At 38.2% G+C, this 17,391-nt stretch carries 23 protein-coding genes; 15 read left to right on the top strand and 8 right to left on the bottom strand.

The features are described from left to right. The first annotated feature begins 218 nt into the window (after positions 1 to 218). The 3 genes from AC3WJG_RS01325 to phaZ all read left to right on the top strand — a co-directional run bounded on the left by AC3WJG_RS01325 (position 219) and on the right by phaZ (position 2,134). Positions 219 to 749, top strand: a complete 531-nt coding sequence (locus AC3WJG_RS01325; RefSeq protein ID WP_102813554.1) for an ECF transporter S component — start codon at positions 219 to 221, stop codon at positions 747 to 749. Between the two features lie 89 nt (positions 750 to 838). Continuing rightward, positions 839 to 1,030: a hypothetical protein gene (locus tag AC3WJG_RS01320; protein ID WP_013058089.1), complete on the top strand. Its 192-nt coding sequence runs from the start codon at positions 839 to 841 to the stop codon at positions 1,028 to 1,030. 207 nt (positions 1,031 to 1,237) lie between these two features. Next, positions 1,238 to 2,134 carry an intracellular short-chain-length polyhydroxyalkanoate depolymerase gene (gene phaZ, locus AC3WJG_RS01315; RefSeq protein WP_098580053.1) on the top strand — a complete coding sequence of 299 codons (897 nt, stop codon included), beginning with the start codon at positions 1,238 to 1,240 and terminating at the stop codon, positions 2,132 to 2,134. 168 nt (positions 2,135 to 2,302) lie between these two features. On the opposite strand, the gene AC3WJG_RS01310 is transcribed toward phaZ, so the two are convergent. Further along, positions 2,303 to 2,869, bottom strand: coding sequence for a CBO0543 family protein (locus AC3WJG_RS01310; protein ID WP_028409414.1), 567 nt, complete (start codon positions 2,867 to 2,869; stop codon positions 2,303 to 2,305). A gap of 292 nt (positions 2,870 to 3,161) precedes the next feature. Here AC3WJG_RS01310 and AC3WJG_RS01305 point away from each other — a divergent pair, with 292 nt between their 5' ends. The 4 genes from AC3WJG_RS01305 (at position 3,162) to AC3WJG_RS01290 (ending at position 5,822) form a co-directional block, all read left to right on the top strand. Continuing rightward, positions 3,162 to 3,335, top strand: a complete 174-nt coding sequence (locus AC3WJG_RS01305) for a glycine zipper domain-containing protein (protein ID WP_180976346.1) — start codon at positions 3,162 to 3,164, stop codon at positions 3,333 to 3,335. A 23-nt stretch (positions 3,336 to 3,358) separates the two neighbouring features. After that, positions 3,359 to 3,736 carry a hypothetical protein gene (locus AC3WJG_RS01300; RefSeq protein ID WP_028409412.1) on the top strand — a complete coding sequence of 126 codons (378 nt, stop codon included), beginning with the start codon at positions 3,359 to 3,361 and terminating at the stop codon, positions 3,734 to 3,736. Between the two features lie 274 nt (positions 3,737 to 4,010). Continuing rightward, the gene (locus AC3WJG_RS01295; RefSeq protein ID WP_102813555.1) at positions 4,011 to 4,634 is read left to right on the top strand and encodes an FMN-binding negative transcriptional regulator; all 624 of its coding nucleotides are present in this window, start codon (positions 4,011 to 4,013) and stop codon (positions 4,632 to 4,634) included. A 210-nt stretch (positions 4,635 to 4,844) separates the two neighbouring features. Beyond that, entirely contained in the window at positions 4,845 to 5,822 is a 978-nt protein-coding gene (locus tag AC3WJG_RS01290) for a ring-cleaving dioxygenase (RefSeq protein WP_102813556.1), read from the top strand. Positions 5,823 to 5,891: 69 nt separating this feature from the next. Here AC3WJG_RS01290 and AC3WJG_RS01285 read toward each other — a convergent pair whose 3' ends face one another. The 4 genes from AC3WJG_RS01285 to AC3WJG_RS01270 form a co-directional block, all read right to left on the bottom strand. Then, the gene (locus AC3WJG_RS01285) at positions 5,892 to 6,161 is read right to left on the bottom strand and encodes a YjcZ family sporulation protein (protein WP_034276228.1); all 270 of its coding nucleotides are present in this window, start codon (positions 6,159 to 6,161) and stop codon (positions 5,892 to 5,894) included. Positions 6,162 to 6,393: 232 nt separating this feature from the next. Next, the gene (locus tag AC3WJG_RS01280; RefSeq protein ID WP_028409409.1) at positions 6,394 to 7,287 is read right to left on the bottom strand and encodes a tyrosinase family protein; all 894 of its coding nucleotides are present in this window, start codon (positions 7,285 to 7,287) and stop codon (positions 6,394 to 6,396) included. A 243-nt stretch (positions 7,288 to 7,530) separates the two neighbouring features. Continuing rightward, positions 7,531 to 8,043, bottom strand: coding sequence for a hypothetical protein (locus tag AC3WJG_RS01275; protein ID WP_098247982.1), 513 nt, complete (start codon positions 8,041 to 8,043; stop codon positions 7,531 to 7,533). Positions 8,044 to 8,047: 4 nt separating this feature from the next. After that, positions 8,048 to 8,257 carry a hypothetical protein gene (locus AC3WJG_RS01270; RefSeq protein ID WP_028409407.1) on the bottom strand — a complete coding sequence of 70 codons (210 nt, stop codon included), beginning with the start codon at positions 8,255 to 8,257 and terminating at the stop codon, positions 8,048 to 8,050. A 198-nt stretch (positions 8,258 to 8,455) separates the two neighbouring features. Here AC3WJG_RS01270 and AC3WJG_RS01265 point away from each other — a divergent pair, with 198 nt between their 5' ends. Next, positions 8,456 to 8,995, top strand: a complete 540-nt coding sequence (locus tag AC3WJG_RS01265) for a GNAT family N-acetyltransferase (RefSeq protein WP_098332740.1) — start codon at positions 8,456 to 8,458, stop codon at positions 8,993 to 8,995. Positions 8,996 to 9,055: 60 nt separating this feature from the next. Here the strand turns inward: AC3WJG_RS01265 and AC3WJG_RS01260 are convergent, their stop codons facing one another. The 3 genes from AC3WJG_RS01260 to AC3WJG_RS01250 form a co-directional block, all read right to left on the bottom strand. After that, positions 9,056 to 9,691, bottom strand: a complete 636-nt coding sequence (locus AC3WJG_RS01260) for an FMN-dependent NADH-azoreductase (RefSeq protein WP_028409405.1) — start codon at positions 9,689 to 9,691, stop codon at positions 9,056 to 9,058. A gap of 485 nt (positions 9,692 to 10,176) precedes the next feature. Beyond that, a complete protein-coding gene (locus AC3WJG_RS01255) occupies positions 10,177 to 10,812 on the bottom strand; it encodes an FMN-dependent NADH-azoreductase (protein WP_028414603.1) in 636 nt (211 codons plus the stop codon). 30 nt (positions 10,813 to 10,842) lie between these two features. After that, positions 10,843 to 11,160 (bottom strand): winged helix-turn-helix transcriptional regulator, encoded by a 318-nt coding sequence (locus AC3WJG_RS01250; protein ID WP_013058076.1) that lies wholly within the window; start codon positions 11,158 to 11,160, stop codon positions 10,843 to 10,845. Positions 11,161 to 11,380: 220 nt separating this feature from the next. Here AC3WJG_RS01250 and AC3WJG_RS01245 point away from each other — a divergent pair, with 220 nt between their 5' ends. The 7 genes from AC3WJG_RS01245 to AC3WJG_RS01215 all read left to right on the top strand — a co-directional run bounded on the left by AC3WJG_RS01245 (position 11,381) and on the right by AC3WJG_RS01215 (position 17,383). Next, the gene (locus tag AC3WJG_RS01245) at positions 11,381 to 11,623 is read left to right on the top strand and encodes a spore germination protein (protein WP_013084095.1); all 243 of its coding nucleotides are present in this window, start codon (positions 11,381 to 11,383) and stop codon (positions 11,621 to 11,623) included. 214 nt (positions 11,624 to 11,837) lie between these two features. Further along, entirely contained in the window at positions 11,838 to 13,187 is a 1,350-nt protein-coding gene (locus AC3WJG_RS01240; RefSeq protein WP_217598635.1) for a glycosyltransferase family 2 protein, read from the top strand. Positions 13,188 to 13,314: 127 nt separating this feature from the next. Further along, positions 13,315 to 13,935, top strand: a complete 621-nt coding sequence (locus AC3WJG_RS01235; RefSeq protein ID WP_028409402.1) for a polysaccharide deacetylase family protein — start codon at positions 13,315 to 13,317, stop codon at positions 13,933 to 13,935. Between the two features lie 255 nt (positions 13,936 to 14,190). Beyond that, the gene (locus AC3WJG_RS01230) at positions 14,191 to 14,760 is read left to right on the top strand and encodes a LemA family protein (protein ID WP_221841020.1); all 570 of its coding nucleotides are present in this window, start codon (positions 14,191 to 14,193) and stop codon (positions 14,758 to 14,760) included. Beyond that, the gene (locus AC3WJG_RS01225) at positions 14,760 to 15,533 is read left to right on the top strand and encodes a TPM domain-containing protein (protein ID WP_419789177.1); all 774 of its coding nucleotides are present in this window, start codon (positions 14,760 to 14,762) and stop codon (positions 15,531 to 15,533) included. The genes AC3WJG_RS01230 and AC3WJG_RS01225 overlap by 1 nt, the downstream gene beginning before the upstream one ends. Before the next feature lie 108 nt (positions 15,534 to 15,641). Next, positions 15,642 to 15,917 carry a hypothetical protein gene (locus AC3WJG_RS01220; RefSeq protein WP_102813563.1) on the top strand — a complete coding sequence of 92 codons (276 nt, stop codon included), beginning with the start codon at positions 15,642 to 15,644 and terminating at the stop codon, positions 15,915 to 15,917. Between the two features lie 95 nt (positions 15,918 to 16,012). Continuing rightward, positions 16,013 to 17,383 (top strand): DUF2254 domain-containing protein, encoded by a 1,371-nt coding sequence (locus AC3WJG_RS01215; RefSeq protein ID WP_060745240.1) that lies wholly within the window; start codon positions 16,013 to 16,015, stop codon positions 17,381 to 17,383. Positions 17,384 to 17,391 lie beyond the last annotated feature (8 nt).

Raw genomic sequence — 17,391 nt, 5'->3', positions numbered from 1 at the left:
CCGAACAGACTCTTTACCATAACAAAAATTAGGCTCCGCAGTCTGCTAAAGGAAGCTGAGGAAGCTTTATTTTTTTAAGAACGGATAGGACAATTTTTGAAGTTGGCCGATCCCTTTGTGCTGCTAGAATGATATATCTTACTAAATAAATAGTTTTACGTATTTATTAAGTATGTAATTAGGAGTATGATAGTAGTAAAAAAGAAAGAGGCCAACAAATGAATTCAACATACTCACCAAGAGAATCAACCAAAATCAAAGCTTTATCCATGCATGCACTTTTTATCGCACTGACGTTTGTAGCGACAATGTTTATCAACATCAAGCTTCCAATCATGGGTAACGGAGGCCTCATCCATTTAGGCAACGTTCCTCTTTTTATAGCAGCCTTTCTTTACGGCAAAAAAACAGGAGCCATCGCCGGGGCTTTTGGAATGGGTTTATTCGACCTCATCTCCGGCTGGACAGCATGGGCGCCGTTTACGTTTATTATCGTAGGGGCAATGGGCTTTTTAGCAGGTCTTATCTCAGAAAAAGCACCTGGTAAAAGAGCACTTGTGAACACACTGGCAGTTGCTGCTGCGCTGATTGTAAAAATCGTAGGCTACTATTTTGCCGAAGTGATTCTTTATCATAACTGGATCCTTCCGCTTGGCTCTATACCGGGGAATGTGATGCAAGTTGTTATTGCCGGTATCATCGTCGTTCCGCTTGTAGGACGTTTAAAGAACAGAGCGGTAGAGATTTAATTGGTCAATCGTAAGTCGTTTTACCATTATCCTATCCTTAAGTGATATACTTGATAGATATTCATCAAGTGAAAGGAGCGGAAAACACCATGAAATATTTAAAATCACAGATGAAGCAGCTCATTAAAGACAATCAGGAACTGCAAGGTAAGCTGAATGGACTGATGAAAGAGCACAGCCTTGAAAAAAACTTTGCTCTTAAAGCTCTGTACCATGCAGAAGTAGCTGAAGGCGGGAAATACCAGCTTGCCTATCAAGCGTTAGACGCACCGAAAAAGTAATGGCCTTGTTGCTCATTCGTATATTTCTTCACTATAAAAAGGCAGCCAAATCGCGTATTTGGCTGTCTTTTTTAGCAAGTAGAATGACATAGCATTATGTTGGCTTTTGCACAACTTCTTTCTAACTGCTTAAATCTTGATAAATAGGGTATTAAAAAATAAATGCTAGCGATCGTTCTAATTATATAAGAAAAGAGGAAAATAGCGATGACCGTATCTGCTTTAGAACAAGCAAAAGTAGAATTATCAAATGGAGAAACAGTCAATTACCGAATGAAAAAAGGCGGAAAAGAGGTACTTTTGTTAATTCACGGAAACATGAATTCTTCCCTTAACTGGGATGTGTTAATGAACGAACTTCCAGAACATATCACAGCTTATGCGATCGACTTAAGAGGATTTGGAGACTCCACTTATCATACACCTATTCACACAATCAAAGACTTATCAGATGATGTCAAACTGTTTGCAGATGCTTTAAAGTTGTCTGCTTTTACAATAAGCGGGTGGTCATTAGGAGGAGCAGTTGCTATGCAATATGTGATTGATCATCCTGATGATGCCAAAAAATTAATTTTATTAAGCTCCGTCAACATCAAAGGCTATCCGATCCCAAGAAGAACGTTTCTAGAACTGCCGATTCCTAACAACTTTATACAAACCAAAGAAGAAGTAAAAGAAGCATTTAGAATGGTAGAAAACGCAAAAGAAACAAAAAACACATGGTTTTTAAAAATGATGCTGCGTCAATTTTTATATACAAAAAATAAGCCGTCTGCTGATCAATTTGAAACATATTTAGAAGGAACGATCAAGCAGCGAAATTTAATTGATATCAATTACGCACTCATGAGATTTAATATTTCAAACGATTTTAATGGTGTTGTGGAAGGAACAGGAGAGGTGGAAAAAATTACGATTCCTACTATGGTTATTCAAGGCGATGAAGATAAGATGGTTTCCACAAGAGATGCATCTGACATCGCAAAAGGCATAGGGGAAAACGCGACGTTAAAAATTATGAAAGGCGTAGGCCACTGCCCGTTGCTGGATGATTTAAGCAGTTTAATGGACTTATACAACGCTAATTTAAGCAGGGCTTAGTTTGCTGCTAACAGAAGTTTTATTATTGCTAGATGCAGCATGTTCTAAATTAACAATGAGAAAAGCCTTCTATTTTTTGAGAAGGCAGACAACTAGTAAGAAAACAATCAAAAAAACGTAAGGTCTTTTGAAGATGCTTACGTTTTTTATTGATGACGCTTATCAAATTTAATGCTGTTTTTCAAAATAAAGAAACAGATTGGTAATCCATTTTGATAGCAGTATCACACCGAGATAAAATACAAATAAATAACCGTAAGTAGCCCATTCATGCAGCTGGAAAAAGCCAATCCCTGTTAATAGAGGTTTGAAAATAAAAGCAAAAAACAAACAAAGAACAGTTGCATATACATAGTAATTTTTATGATGGTTAATTGTCCATTGATAAAGAAGCATAAAAGAGACAGGAATAAGCGAAGCATCTAGGCTAAAGCTTACGGGTATGATTGTGTTGATTTGGTAAGGATACGTCCACAGCCCGTTATAAACTCCAGCGGTGTCACTATAGTGAAACCAAACGTGCACGTTAAATCCATAAAACCCTAAGTGAAAGGCTTTTTTTCGGTCAATTAAAAAATAGAGAATGACTAAAGGTAAAATGAAAGCGCCCAAGGTAACCCAAAACTGCCAAGAGCCTGGAGTGGAGTAGTGTTGCCAATATTCAGCCCACGTTTTGGCTAGATTTTCTTGTATGCTATGTATCTTTTTTAGATATTCCTGTTGGTTTGGTGTCAATGTAATCCATCCTTTTAAGTAAGAAAAATTTCGTTATTTTTAAAATGCCCTTTTCTTAAGTTTTGGATACCTTTCCCTGTTGAGTTGTTTGTATTTTTCTGCACGTAAAACGATGTACGTATTTGGAGTGTCTGCATGCTTACGTGGTTCTTGCTGCTCGGAGAGGCCATTTATCAGCTCATCATTTAAAAAGCAGTTACAGCGACTGCTTTTTTCCATTTTTATGAAACTTTTAGCGCGGTTTTTACGTATAAAAGGTATCAATAAAATAGTAGAAAAAGGAGAGGTTTTTTTGTCTGAAGAAAAGAAAAAGACAAATTATCTAGGACTGGGACTAGGTCTGGGCGTTGCGATGGGGGCTTCTCTTGGGATGCTGATGGATAATATTGGCTTTGGTATTGCGATCGGAACGTCCTTAGGTGTTGCTTTTGGAACGGCAATGAATCAAAAACATAAAAAGGAATAAAATTCTGAAAGAAGGAGTGCAGAATGAAATATTTTGATGAAGCAAAAGAACTATGGTTAAACTACGTCCCGAGAAATGGGCAGTCGGATATCGTAGAAGGAGAAGTCATCCGGGCCATTGAAAAGCTTCGCTGTGAAGCTCAAGGCAACGGGAATGCCAATTGGGACGGCGGATTTGAGATGCTGGTGTTATATATACTAGACGTATTAAATGAACCTGCGGTATTTAGCTCAGCTGCTTTAGCTGAAATAAAAGCCGATGTTCACACCTTGCTCACTTCGGCAGAAGATCCGTATTTAGAAGACGACGTATACGATCGTTTGACGGATCGCGTCATTGAGTGGCATATAGCTAAAGGCGGCCCTATCAAACGAGAAAAAAATCCTCAATTGTATAGATAAACGTGAGAAAGGAGCTGTTTTAAACAAGCTCTTCTTTTTTTGAGTTCCTGAAGCTTTTTTTAACTAACAGGTATCTAATTGCATCATGTGCTAAATAAATACATATAGAAAATCAGCGGTTTACGTCACAGCAGTATAGCATAAGCTTCTTAAAAAATCGATTCATAAATGGTTAAATGCTTGCTGACCTCCATAAAAAGTTCATAACTGACGCTGTTGCAAACACGTATAGTATTATATCTTTTACTAAATAAGAGATAAAGGAGAAGCGTCGATGTATATTCCAAAGTATTTCAAAGTGAATGATGAACAAATAATGTATGATTTTATTGAAGACAATGGGTTCGCCACTTTGTTTTCGTATCATAATGAAAAGCCTTATGCTACTCATTTGCCCCTGATGTTAAACCGGAAAGAAAAAGCTTTATACGGACATTTTGCTCGTCCGAATCAGCAGTGGAAAGATGCTGAAAATCAAGAAATTTTGGTTGTGTTTCAAGGGCCTCACTGTTATATTTCACCGTCTTGGTATGAAACGAATCAAGCTGTACCAACATGGAATTATGAAGCTGTTCACGTGTATGGCACCATGAAAATGATTGAAGAACCAACAGAACTGCTTGGGCTGCTGAGGAAGATGGTGGAGAAATATGAAAGCCCGAGCAGTACATATACACTAAATGACGTTGATCCTGCTTATATGAATAGTTTAAGCAAAGGAATCATTGGGTTTAAAATCGACATCAGCAAAATGGAAGGCAAGCAAAAGCTAAGTCAAAATCATTCAGTAGAAAGACAGCAGCTAGTCATCGAAAAGTTAGAGCAGACGTCCCGTGAAAATGAAACGAAAATTGCGGAGCTGATGAAGCAAAATGTGGAGCGCGTGTTTAAGAAGTAACCGCTGTTGGAAAAGATCAGCAGTTTGTTAAAGGGAAGATAAAAAGAAACTAACTATGTGTTTAGTTTCTTTTTATGTTCACAACATTTTCTTGTTATTGACAAAGGGGCTGTATATCCTTTAAAATTATCTTTAATTAAAGATAATTAAATTAAAGATAATTTTAGTGGAAGTTAAAAAATTTATATATTATGAAAAGAGGCGGAACAGATGGAATTGTTAGGGTTGCATCATGTATCTATTTTGACGGGGAAAGCTGAGAAAAACTATCAGTTTTTCACCAAAGTGTTAGGCATGCGATTAGTAAAAAAAACGGTGAATCAAGATAACACTCAGTCTTACCACTTGTTTTATGCAGATGGAGAAGGGACGCCAGGAACGGAAGTAACGTTTTTTGATATCCCAGGGCTTGCAAGAACACATGAAGGTGCATCTGACATTTCAACCGTGTCGCTTCGTGTTAAAAGTACGGATTCTTTATACTTTTGGAAAGAGCGCTTTGAGCAGTACGGAGTAGAGTATGAAGAAATAGCTAAAAGAGCTAATCGTGACACGTTAGCATTTAAAGATTATGAAGGCACACGCTTGCTTCTTGTTGCGGACAACGGTGAAAAAGGGGTAAGAGCAGGCGTGCCGTGGAAGCGCGAAGACATTCCGTTAGAACATGCGATTATAGGCTTAGGACCGGTCACCCTAACGGTGGGTACGCCAGAACCAACGGTTGACGTACTGACAAATATTATGGGATTTCGCTACGTGGGTTCTTATCCATCTCTTGCAGGAGATCATAGAGATATTTTGGTTTATGCAACTGGTGAAGGCGGAAGCGGAGCCGAAGTTCATATTGAAACGAGACCTGATTTGCCAAAAGTTCGCTTAGGGCGCGGTGGTGTTCATCACGTTGCCTTCCGTGTTCCAAATGAAGAAGAATACAATAAGTGGGCAGCTCGATTAAATGAAAACAGTCTGCCGAATTCCGGTAAAGTAGAACGATACTATTTCAAAGCACTTTATTTCAGAGAACCAAACGGCATTTTATTTGAATTATCAACGGACACACCTGGATTTGCAACCGATGAACCGCTTGAAACGATGGGCCAAACATTAGCCCTGCCGCCATTTTTAGAGCCGAAGCGCAAAGAAATCGAAGAGAAGCTGAGACCGCTAGATTTGGATGAAACGCTATAGAATTCTGAAGGTGCCTGCCGCCTATTAAGACATGAAAAAACTCCAGTATTTATACTGGAGTTTTTTAGGTTAACACTCATCGTGCCAGAAACCGCAACCACATGCACCAATAATAATGAGTAAAATAAACAGTACGATGATAATGGCAAAACCATTACATCCGTGGTGAGGAACGCCATATCCACATTCAGGAACCATATATCCATAGTCCGGCATTGAATACCCGCAGTGTGGAATCATGTGCTCATAAGCAGGAGCTGTATAGGCGTGGTGAGCCATAGCAGGTGAGAACGGCATATTTTCATTAGAACTAAAAGGTGCGTTTACGTTATTATGCATTTTAATATCTTCCCTTCATTTATAAAACTTTTATAAAGCTTTGATAACTTATTCATATGTTCCAAGGTCCTTATATGAAGCTTATTCACAGCCCAATTATGGTTAATTAACTATATTTTATGGTGAGTGGAAATGAAGCAGTGAGTTTTACGGTGCTTGGGGCTTTATAAGTTATATCAGAAGGGAAGAGGTTTATCTGTTTTTGATTGCATACCGCTGTTTCTAGAACGGGTTATGATGAACGTTTTGATTTTCTTAATTCTATATCGTATACGTACCCAAGCTTTCGATGGTTCATCACGTCTTCAGGAGTTGTATTCCAAGGATACATCGGATCTCTAAAGTTTTGACCAAATGGCCCGTTTTTCATTGGCTGATAGTTTTGATTGCGATGAACAATTTGCCATACAGCCCAAATACGATCCACATTTGCGTGGTGTAAAAAGAAGACAGGATCATTCGGAGCAGTAGGGACAACGCCCATCTGTCCGCCAACCCAACGGTGTACGCGATTGTGAAGCTGCGGCCCGTTAATAAATCCTTCAAGCTGATTACGGAAGCTGTTTTGGCTGGTCATATCCCAAGGCGGCGTATCATACTGAGTTATTTTTAAAGCATTGAGAACATCATCTCGAGTAGGGAGTGTAGGTGCCTCTTTCGTTGCGCCAAAATTACGTTTTAGCCCGCCGGAAGGATTTCCTTGTTCATCAATCGTCGTCCAGCGCCCAGCTGCAAACGGACCGGTGTCGACGATAAAATCTTTTTTAGGATTTCCGTTTCCTCCCATAAAATCTGCACTCCAAATTTGTGATTGTGAGGGATCCTGCATCTGTGCGTCCGTTTCCCATTCCCAATAAGGAAGGGTTACTTCTGGATTGATTGACTGAAGGTCACGCTCAAATCGTAAAAGGTATTCACGATGCCATGGCAAAAAAGCAGAACTCATATGTGCTGCATTTCGATCGCTGCCCGGAGGCGTATGAAATTTACCTGCCGCACCATGCCACGCTATATAGCGGTCGTATATTCCTTTTTCCTTTAGTATTAGCACGGTACGAACAAAATCTCTTTTTTCCGTGTCTGTAAGAGATAATACGTTTTTTCTAACTTTGTACTTGTTACTCATTTTTTAACCTCTTTCTTAAAAAAGAAGCAAGGGGCTGTTTCTTTTTTATATTTAGAATATGTCCAAGAGGTAAAAGTGCTACTGTCATATCTCCAAAATTTCATAGTCTAAAGTTGGATTTTTTACATATTAAATAGACTTTAAATCAATTATTAACTTTCTAGAGCTGTAGATGTAGATAATGAAATGAAAAAAAAAGCAGGCTTGAGCCTGCTTTTTTCATTTCATATATTTATATTAGGGTTAATGACCGATTGGATACATGGTGGTTACGCTGTAGTCGTAGTCTTTGCCTCTGTAGTCGGTATACACAACTCTAACTTCTTGGTTCAAAGAACTAATATACTTTTCTTTCACGTAGTTGCCAGATTTATTGTTGGTGCCGTCTTCGCCTTCGTTGATAACTTCTTCAGCAACAGACATCGCTTGTTTTTCATTTAAATACTTACTGAATTGGCTTTTACCTTGATAGTTGTCAACGCCTGGTTTTTGCATATGCGCGATAATGTGGCAATATCCGTATTTATCATTTCCTTCTTGTAAGACAAGTTCTTTGCCGGTAAATAACCTGTCGCTTTGAGTCTCTGCAGAGCATTGGTTGCTTGGTGTAGTGTCCGATGTGCTACTCGATGTACTGCTTGAATTTTCATGCTGCTGAATGAGAGAAATGGGCGAATTGTTGGTAAATACAGCGATGAGGGCAATAACAAGTGCCACAATAGTGTATAGTATTTTGCTGTTTTTAAAAAAATCCATTCCTTTATGCGTCTCCTTTTTGAATCAACGTTAAAATCAAATCGACTTTCTTTTCTAGCTGATCAATTAAGTTTTGTTTTACTTGTTCTGATTGTAATAAAGCGCTTCTTAGTTCGTCCATATCTTTTTGCATATACGCACGGTTTTCTTTTTCTTGCTGCAGCTCTTTTTGAAGAGCTTGTATCGTGGACAGCAATTCTTTATCTTGGTTCATTTCTGCGTTCACCGCCTCTGTGTTGATAAAAAGCAACTTATGCCCACTATATAAAATACCACTATCTCCGCTGTAAATCGACTATTTGGATAGGAAATGAGTCCTCCCGGGTAAGGTTTTAGCAGGATGTTGCTAGTTGAGAGGAGAATAGTATGGTTTACCGTAGATAGATAAGCTGCGCAGAAAAGAGGGAAGAAAATGTTTCCGGAATTAGAGACAAAACGGCTGATATTAAGAAAAATTGTAGAAGATGATGCCGGTGAGATTTTAGAATGCTTTTCTGATGAAGAGGTGCTGCGCTATTACGGGCAAAAACCTTTAGAATCGATCAACCAAGTGAAGGAGATCATTAAAAATTTTTCCAAAGGCTACGAAGAAAAACAATTAATTAAATGGGGGATTCAGCTAAAAGGAAAAGAGAAGCTGATTGGAACAATAGGGTTTCAAGAGTGGTCTCCTGGGCATAAGAAAGCAAACGTAAGCTATGCTCTTTTTCCGGAGTATTGGAACAAAGGATACGCAACAGAAGCCGTTCATGAAGCGATTTCTTATGGCTTCAACGAACTTCAATACAATCGTATAGGAGCGATTGTATTTACGCAAAATAGTGGATCTATCGCCTTGTTGAGCAAATTAGGATTTAAAAAAGAAGGGACCCTAAGAGAGTACCTGCTCCAAAACGGCATCCCGTTTGATACATATGTTTATTCGCTGCTGCGCGAGGAAGCAAAGATATAATTGCAAGCATAAAAAAAGGAACACGGGGAGATGTTCCTTTTTTTATGCTTATATTTGTTATTAGAACGTACGTGCAGCTTCTTTAGCGCGAGCAATGCCGTCTTCTTTAATTTCTTGTGCTTTATCTGGCATTGCAGCCTGTCCTTCTACAAATAGGCTTCCGATAGAAGGAACGCCGAAGAAGTTCATCATAATGCGCATATAGCGGTGACCCATTTCTAATTCACCAGCAGGGCCGCGAGAGTAGATACCGCCGTTTGCTTGAATATGGAACGCTTTTTTATCTGTTAATAGACCAACAGAACCCTCTGCTGTATATTTAAATGATTTTCCAGCTACTGCTACAGAATCTAAGTATGCCTTCATTACCGGTGGGAATGAGAAGTTCCACATTGGTGTAACAAATACGTATTTATCCGCTTGAGCAAATTGATCACTTAATTCGTTTAAACGAGCAACTTTGCGCTGTTCTTCCGGAGTAAGCGCGTCAAATTCTGCGCCGCTTCCAAGTTTACCCCATCCGCTGAATACATCGCCGTCTATGTGAGGGATATGTTCTTGATATAAATTAACGTGAACAATCTCATCCGTTGGGTTTACTTCTTTATACTCGCTAATGAATGCGTCTCCCGCAGCCATACTGAATGATTGCGTAGCATCGTTAGGGTTTGCTGTAATATATAATACTTTTGCCATAATTCTTTTCACCTTTCCGTCTTCAATATATAAATGTTGTTTCATGAATTAAAGATAATATGTTCGAAAACATCTACTACGTTATTAATAGTAACTTACGTAACAAATTTAGTCAAAGGTTTTTTATTGGGTTTTATCATGTTCAAAAACGTTTTTAAGAGTATTACGCTTTTGGGTTTAGTAGCTAAACCCTTTAAAATAAAAGGTTTATTTCTATTTAAAGCGTGGTTTTAAATCTTATTCATTTAAAGGAACTATTTTTTTTGAACGTAGATAATTAAAAAACGAAAAAGAAAAAACGTGTATTTTTGTTTCGTACGTTATTAATAGTAACAAAGAATAACAACGTTTCATCTTTCCTTTAAATCTATTTTTAGCGTAAAACGAGCAGGAAGATGATCATTATTTCAAGGGAAATATAAGGGAGGGAAGAGTAAAGAAAAAGACCTCGATCTGCTTCGAGGTCTTTTTAATTTTTATTGAATTTAAAACGTCTTGGCCATTGAATGGGCTTTTTGGAGTGCTTTTTCTTTGATTTGCGGAATTTGATCCGGGAATTTTACTTGCCCTTCAATAATAATGCTTTCAAACGCTTCAATTCCAAAGAAGTCCATCATGATTTCTAAATAGCGGTGTCCCATTTCTCTTGCCATTTCAGGGCCTTCTGAATACACGTCTCCGCGGGATTGAATGTGAATTGCTTTTTTTCCTTTAAGCAATCCCTGAGCGCCTTCTTTTGTATATGTAAAGGTTTTACCTGACACGGTAATCGCATCAATGTACGTTTTCATAATCGCAGGAACAGAGAAATTCCACATTGGCGTGACAAAAATATATTTGTCAGCGAGTACGAACTGTCCGCCTAGTTCAGCTAATCGTCCCACTTTTAATCGTTCATCCGTTGATAAATCCTGGATGGAAGAGTGAGAACGAAGCTTTTTCCAGCCGTTAAATACGTCTGCATCTAAGTATGGAATATCTGCTTGATATAAATCTAAATGAACCACATCATCTTCTGGATGTGTTTGTTTATACACGTCAATAAATTCTTTCCCAACAGCCATGCTAAGTGATTCGTCTTCAGCTAAAGGGTGTGCAGTAATATAGAGAACATTTGCCATGATGCTCATCCTTTCTATGGAGTAGTTTTATTAATCTTGGACCCAGCTTTCTGCCCACTGGCTAATCGGCCCTAATATTTTGCCTAGCTCTGTTCCTTTTTGAGTCAGCGAATATTCAGAACGAATAGGGCGGTCCGGAATGACATTTCGGACAACAATTCCGTGGTCTTCAAGCTCTTTAATTCGTTCTGTCAAAAGCCTTCTGCTTAAGGCTGGTATACTTTCATTTAATTCACTAAAGCGTTTAGGACCGCTCATAAGTACATAAATGATTAATCCTGTCCATTTCTTGCCAATCAGTTCAAAACTTTTTTCTACTTTAGGTTGAATATCTTTTGGTTCGTCCATATTACGTATCCTCCTTCAAACAATATGGATGAAAAATAACTTATGCATTTATTGTAACAGAAAAAGCATAAAAACATGTGGAAACTTTGGGTGAAGCAGGGTGAAATGAATAATTTCACTAGTATTTGTACCTTGCTTTTCACTTCTTGAAAACTTTTCACACATAGGCTTGTCACAGCATACGATGTACGAATTCATTTTAAGAAAAGGTGGTATGGTCATGGCAGGAGTTATTAACATCTGTAACACGAGAATTAATGGTATGGCGAGAAACGGATCGATGAATTTTGGAGAAGTTCTTCACAACGGACACACAGCGGATGTTAAATCTGTTGGAATCAACTCAACGTATGGAGACATTTCAGCTGCTTGTGCGCGAATGAAAAATACAAATATGGATGCAGATATATTTGATCAAACTGCTGTTGCGAATATTGATGGGGTATATGGAAATCAGCTATAAAAGGGAGCTGCTTATAACGTATGAAGTTGTAAGCAGCTTTTTTATGCTGAGAAGTAGAACACTTATTTATGATAAGAGAATGTGTTTCTACTTCAATAGAACGATCTATCAGAGTTCGCGAATCTATTATATACGCCTTTTCTAAAAAAATTTATATATTGTACAAGCACCCGGTCATTTATTGAATAGTATATAGAGGAAAAACAAAGAAAGGATGATTAAAATAGAATTATATGATTCCTATTACAACCGTTCCGATGGAAAATACTATATTAAAAAGAAAAAAAAGAGTCCAAATCCCTTAAAAGAGACCAAAAATAAAATAAATAAAGCAGACCATTCATTATATAGTATGAGCATAAAAAATAATCACAAACAACCTATTAAAGTTAGTATCATTATGCCTACGTATAATAAGTATCATCAAACCTCTCTTTCGCTTTATAGTTTATCAAAACAAACGTTTCCTCAAGCTGAGTATGAAGTCATTCTAGTGGATGACGCTTCTTCTGATAATACGCCCGACATTTTAAAAGAAGCGGATGTCCCGTTCAAATTTAAGTATATCCGTATGAAACAAAATAAAGGGCGTTCCTCAGTACGTAATATAGGAATTAATCATGCTGAAGGAGATCTTTTAATCTTTTTAGACGGAGAAATGCTGGCTCCTCCTGCTTTTATTGAAAATCATTATAAACATCATGTGCATGAATCCAATCTTGTGGTTACCGGAGCTATGCATTATGAAGGAGTCTACACGTTTATTATGCCAGACTATAATGAAGATCAAATGGCCCACTTGAAAGAACTAGTCGTCAGGGATCCTGAGTATAGAAGATTATATGAAAACTATGAACAAACGAAGCGGCATTCAAACGTTCCTTGTCCTCTTGTAACAAAAGAAGATATTGATACAAACCGTTTTCAACGTTTATCATTTCCCAATCGTTATTTCCTTAACAGCGGGCTAAAACATTTCGGAGAGCGACTTGAGGGATTTACGCTACCGTACATCGCATTTTTAAGTGGAAATGTATCCGTAAGAAAAACGCAATTAAAGAAATCCGGCTATTTTGATGAAACGTTTGTTGGCTACGGGGCAGAAGACTGGGAGCTTGGATACCGTTTATATAAGAATGGTGCACAATTTGTTTTAGATTCCTCTACGGTTGCTTATCACCAAGAACACGGTATGTCCAAGCGAAAAGTAAAAGAACAGTGGGGAAATCACTATCGTTTTGTTAAAAAACATCCCAATATAGACGTTCTTATCCTCTCTCTTGAATGGAAAGAGCTTCCGTTTATGCATATGCATAAAACATTAGTTGAATATAAAGCGCTGGAGAAGCGTTTTCCTGATGAATATAAGGAATTTAAACATGCTTTTCGCGTCATGCTGTTTAGAATCATTGAATATTTAAATAGTGGACAGCCCGTGACGAAACTTTACGATCTCCCAGGAGGATCAGAGGAAAGAATAAAAATTATTCAGCAGTTCGAAACACTGCGCCCTCGTGGATTTGACTACTTGGCGAGTTCTTTTGAACAAATCTATTACCTATAGCGCTATTACATGCAGAAAAAGATATAACATCATTTCTTAAAAATTGTCTCGCCGTAAAAGCCCCTCAGCTTACACCCACAAATTGAGGGGTTTATTTCTATATCTATTTTATATAAGGAGAGAATACATGAATCAAAATTCACCAAAGTACGTTGCTTTGACGTTTGATGATGGCCCCTCAGCCTACACGGCTGCTATTTTAAAAATTCTAAAAAGATATAATGTACGTGCGACCTTTTTTGTCGTAGGTGCAGAAGCGGAAAAATTTCCGAAGCTGATCCGACGTATTCATAGAGCAAAGCACGTAATTGGCAATCATACGTGGAGTCATCCTGATATTACAACTCTTTCTAAACGTGAATTATGGAAAGAAATCACTTCTACAAATGCTCAAATAGAGAAAATAATAGGTTATTCGCCCAAGCTGTTTCGTGCACCTTACAGTTCGATAAATGATACAGCTCTTGCTGCTATTAAGGAATTGGGAATGACGTCTGTTCTATGGAATGTAGATAGTCAGGATTGGCGTGAAGAAGATCCACTGGCCATATGCAAATATACGATTAAAAATTTACAAGAAAAGAATCTTATTGTTATGCACGACGGGGATCGATACGGCAGCGGAGCGCGGGATCAAATTGTTGCTTCATTGCCGAAACTTATTAAGTATTTAATAAAAAACGACTATCAGTTTGTAACGGTTCCTGAATTTCACCGAGTCGCATACAAGATTGAAGGATGGTCTTAAGCAGAAAAAGGAATAGCCAAGAGGTATTCCTTTTTTTCTATTGTGAAACAAGATAAAATCGAGAAGGGTTACATGTGTGAATGGATAGAAAGACTAGGTAGAGAAAAGTATTTCACCTTATCGAGAAATTGATTGTTAGGAGAGATCTTACTTAGACGTGCAATCTAAAAAAATTGGTAAAAAATGAATCTTTTTAGAGCGTGGTTCGTACTAGTAAATAGATACATAATTTTGATGAAGAAAAGAGGTAGTACATTGAAAAACAAAGGTTTGATCGCTACGATTGTCGTGTTAGTGCTCATTGTCATTTACGGAGTAAGCTCTTACAATGGCCTCGTTAGCGCAGAGGAAGATGTAGATAATAAATTTTCCCAAGTGGATAACCAACTAAAAAGACGATCTGATTTAATTCCTAACTTAGTGGAAACGGTAAAAGGCTACGCTAAGCATGAGCAGGAAGCCATTGATTCAGTCACTCAGGCAAGAGCGCAGCTAGCGGGAGCGAAAACGCCTGAAGATAAAGCTGATGCTAATCAACAGTTAAGCGGCGCATTAAACCGCCTGCTCGTAGTGGTTGAAAAATATCCGGATTTAAAAGCGAATGAAAACTTCAGAAGCTTAATGGACAGTTTAGAAGGAACGGAAAATCGACTCGCTGTAGCGCGTAAAGACTATAACGATGAAGTTGCAAAATACAATAAATCGGTTAAGAGATTTCCTAAAAGCATGTTAGCGGGTACGTTCGGCTTTGAAAAAAAGCCATATTTTGAAGTAACAAATGAAGAAAAACAAGCGCCGAAAGTTGATTTTGGGAGCGATAAATGATGAAATTCCTAGCTTCGTTTACTTTATTATTGTCTCTTTTATGTAATACGGTAAGCGTTGCTTTTGCTGCACCTGATATTCCAAATCCGGTAGGCGATATTTACGTTCAAGATTTTGCTCATCTGTTAAATGACCAGGAAAAAGCGGATATCAATCAAATGAGTAGAAAGTTAGATGATGAAACGAAAGCTCAAGTAGCGATTCTTACCGTGAATTCATTAGGTGATTCGGATTTAGAAGAGTATACAAATGAAGCTTTTCGAAAGTACAAACTCGGTGATAAAAAGCTGAACAATGGCGTTCTTATTTTGCTTGCTAAAAAGGAGCGAAAAATTCGTATTGAAGTAGGATACGGTCTAGAAGGCGCCATCACTGATATCAAATCTGGAGAAATTATCGACTCTTATGCTATTCCTAACTTAAAAAATGGAAAATACGATACGGCGCTAGAAAGCACATACAAAGCTGTTTATAACCAAGTCGTGAAAGAGTATGATTTAGGAACAGATTTTGAACAAAAAGTGCCAAAAGCATCTCCGCCCTCTGATAGCGGTGTTCATTTCTCAACCCTTCAAACGCTGCTGATTGCAGCTGTTATTGTGGGCTTGCTTATTCTCGACTTCGTCTTTTTTAAAGGAGCGATTACACAATTTCTGCTAAACTTCCTTGTCATGTTTGGAGGAAGAGGCGGAGGAGGTGGCGGCAGTGGAAGCGGTCCTCGCGGAGGGGGAGGCGGCAGCTCTGGAGGCGGCGGAGCGAGCCGAGGCTGGTAGAAAGATAAGAGTCAAAAGAGGCTGGAATAAAATTAGGTTAGTTGAAAGAAAATCCGAACGAGATGGATTCTTGATTGAGAATCCAACGCGTTCGGATTTTTTGTTTGTATGGTGAACATAGCTTTCATATATTCATTCAGTTACTTCAAGCAGTTAATTGGAGGGCAAGGCGAAGACTCCTGCGGGAACAGCGGAACAGGTGAGACCCCGCAGGAGCGCAAGCGACGAGGAGGCTCACCTGCCGCCCGCGGAAAGCGAAGCCTTGCGCGGAAATCAATGGCGGCGTCACGAGCGGTTCAGCTCCTGTATCCTATTTGTATGTATTTAGATGGAATAATTAGGGGTATTCCAACCTCTTTTTTGCTTTGTGTGTCTATATCTTAAAAAAAAGATTTTTTTCCATTGTATAAGCATAATCAAAAAAAATTAGGGAACTAAGAAAAAAGTTAGAGATTTACAAATGAAAAGGAAGGTTTTACATGAATACATTTAGATGGATAGCGGCAAGGAAACAGCTTTCTCCTCGTGCGTTTAAAGATGAGTTAACTAGTCAAATCTGGTTTAGTCCCTTAATTTATGCTTTCTTTTCTGTTCTTTTAGCTGCACTGACGCTGTTTCTTGACTATTATTGCAAAGTAGGAGAGAAGGTCCCTTCATTTTTTTCGATCAACATGGATTTAACGAATACGTTAGTGAGTACGATTATGCCCGGGATTCTATCGATTACCACATTTACCTTTAATTTAATGCTTGTTGTGTTTACATCATTTGCAGCTCAGTTTTCTCCTCGCGTGTTAAAAAACTTTGCTTCTTCTAAGTCCACTCAGCGAATTTTAGGTATTTTTATAGGGAGTTTTTTGTATACACTTTTTGTCTTTCTTTTTTTAAACAGCTCTCAAGTAGACGGATATTTTGCGATTCCGTTTGTGACGACAGCCCTTTCTGTTTTTAGTGCGGGCACGTTTGTCTACTTCATTAATCATTCTGTTAAGTGGCTGCAAGTAAATCATATGACTCAATCGATGAAAACAGCGTCCATAAAAGCGATTAAAACAACGATTCGCGAGGAACTGGAGATTCATAGAACGCAGTCTAGTCATAGCGAACAATTTTCCTTTCCACAAGGAGAGAAAAAGCCGGTATGTATTCAAACATCTGGCTATATTCAAACGTTGAACTACAGCCAATTGATTCACTGTGCCAAAGAGCATAATTTGGTGATAAAAATGGAGCGTGAAGTAGGGGATTATGTGCTCAGCGGAACCGTATTGTTTTATTATTGGCACAGAGATTCGACAGAGCACGATGAAATGGACTGTACCGTCTTTCACCAATATATCCATGTAGGGAAATCTCAGACTGATATTCAGGATACTACGTATATCATTACGAAGTTTGTAGAGATGGCAGTTAAATCACTAGGGAATGATGATTTCAAGACGGCGGTTAACTCCATTCATCAAATTAGCGATATTCTTCGGGAAATTTGTGAAGCTAGTCAATTTTCTTCTTATTTAGTGGATGACAGCGGCGTGATACGAATGGTGATTCCTGATAAAAAATTTGAGGACTTTTTATATGATGGATTCGCTAATATCCGGCACTATGCGAGGCGGAATATTATCATTACGATGGAGCTGCTCAAAACGCTTGGAAATCTCGCTGAGGCCATTGGGCCAGCTTATTACGACGATATTTGGGAGTTTGCCGTATACATTTCTAAAGGCTTTGAAGAAGAGTATTTATTTGTTCAAGATAAAAAGTACTTTTTACATATTCTTTGTGATTTAGCGGTTTCTACAAAAAAAGAAGAGCAATATGACCAAATCGTCAAACAGATGAAGGAATAAAAAAGCCG

The sequence above is a fragment of the Priestia sp. FW507-14D1A genome, assembly GCF_058781295.1.
This window is presented reverse-complemented; position numbering and strand designations above follow the sequence as displayed.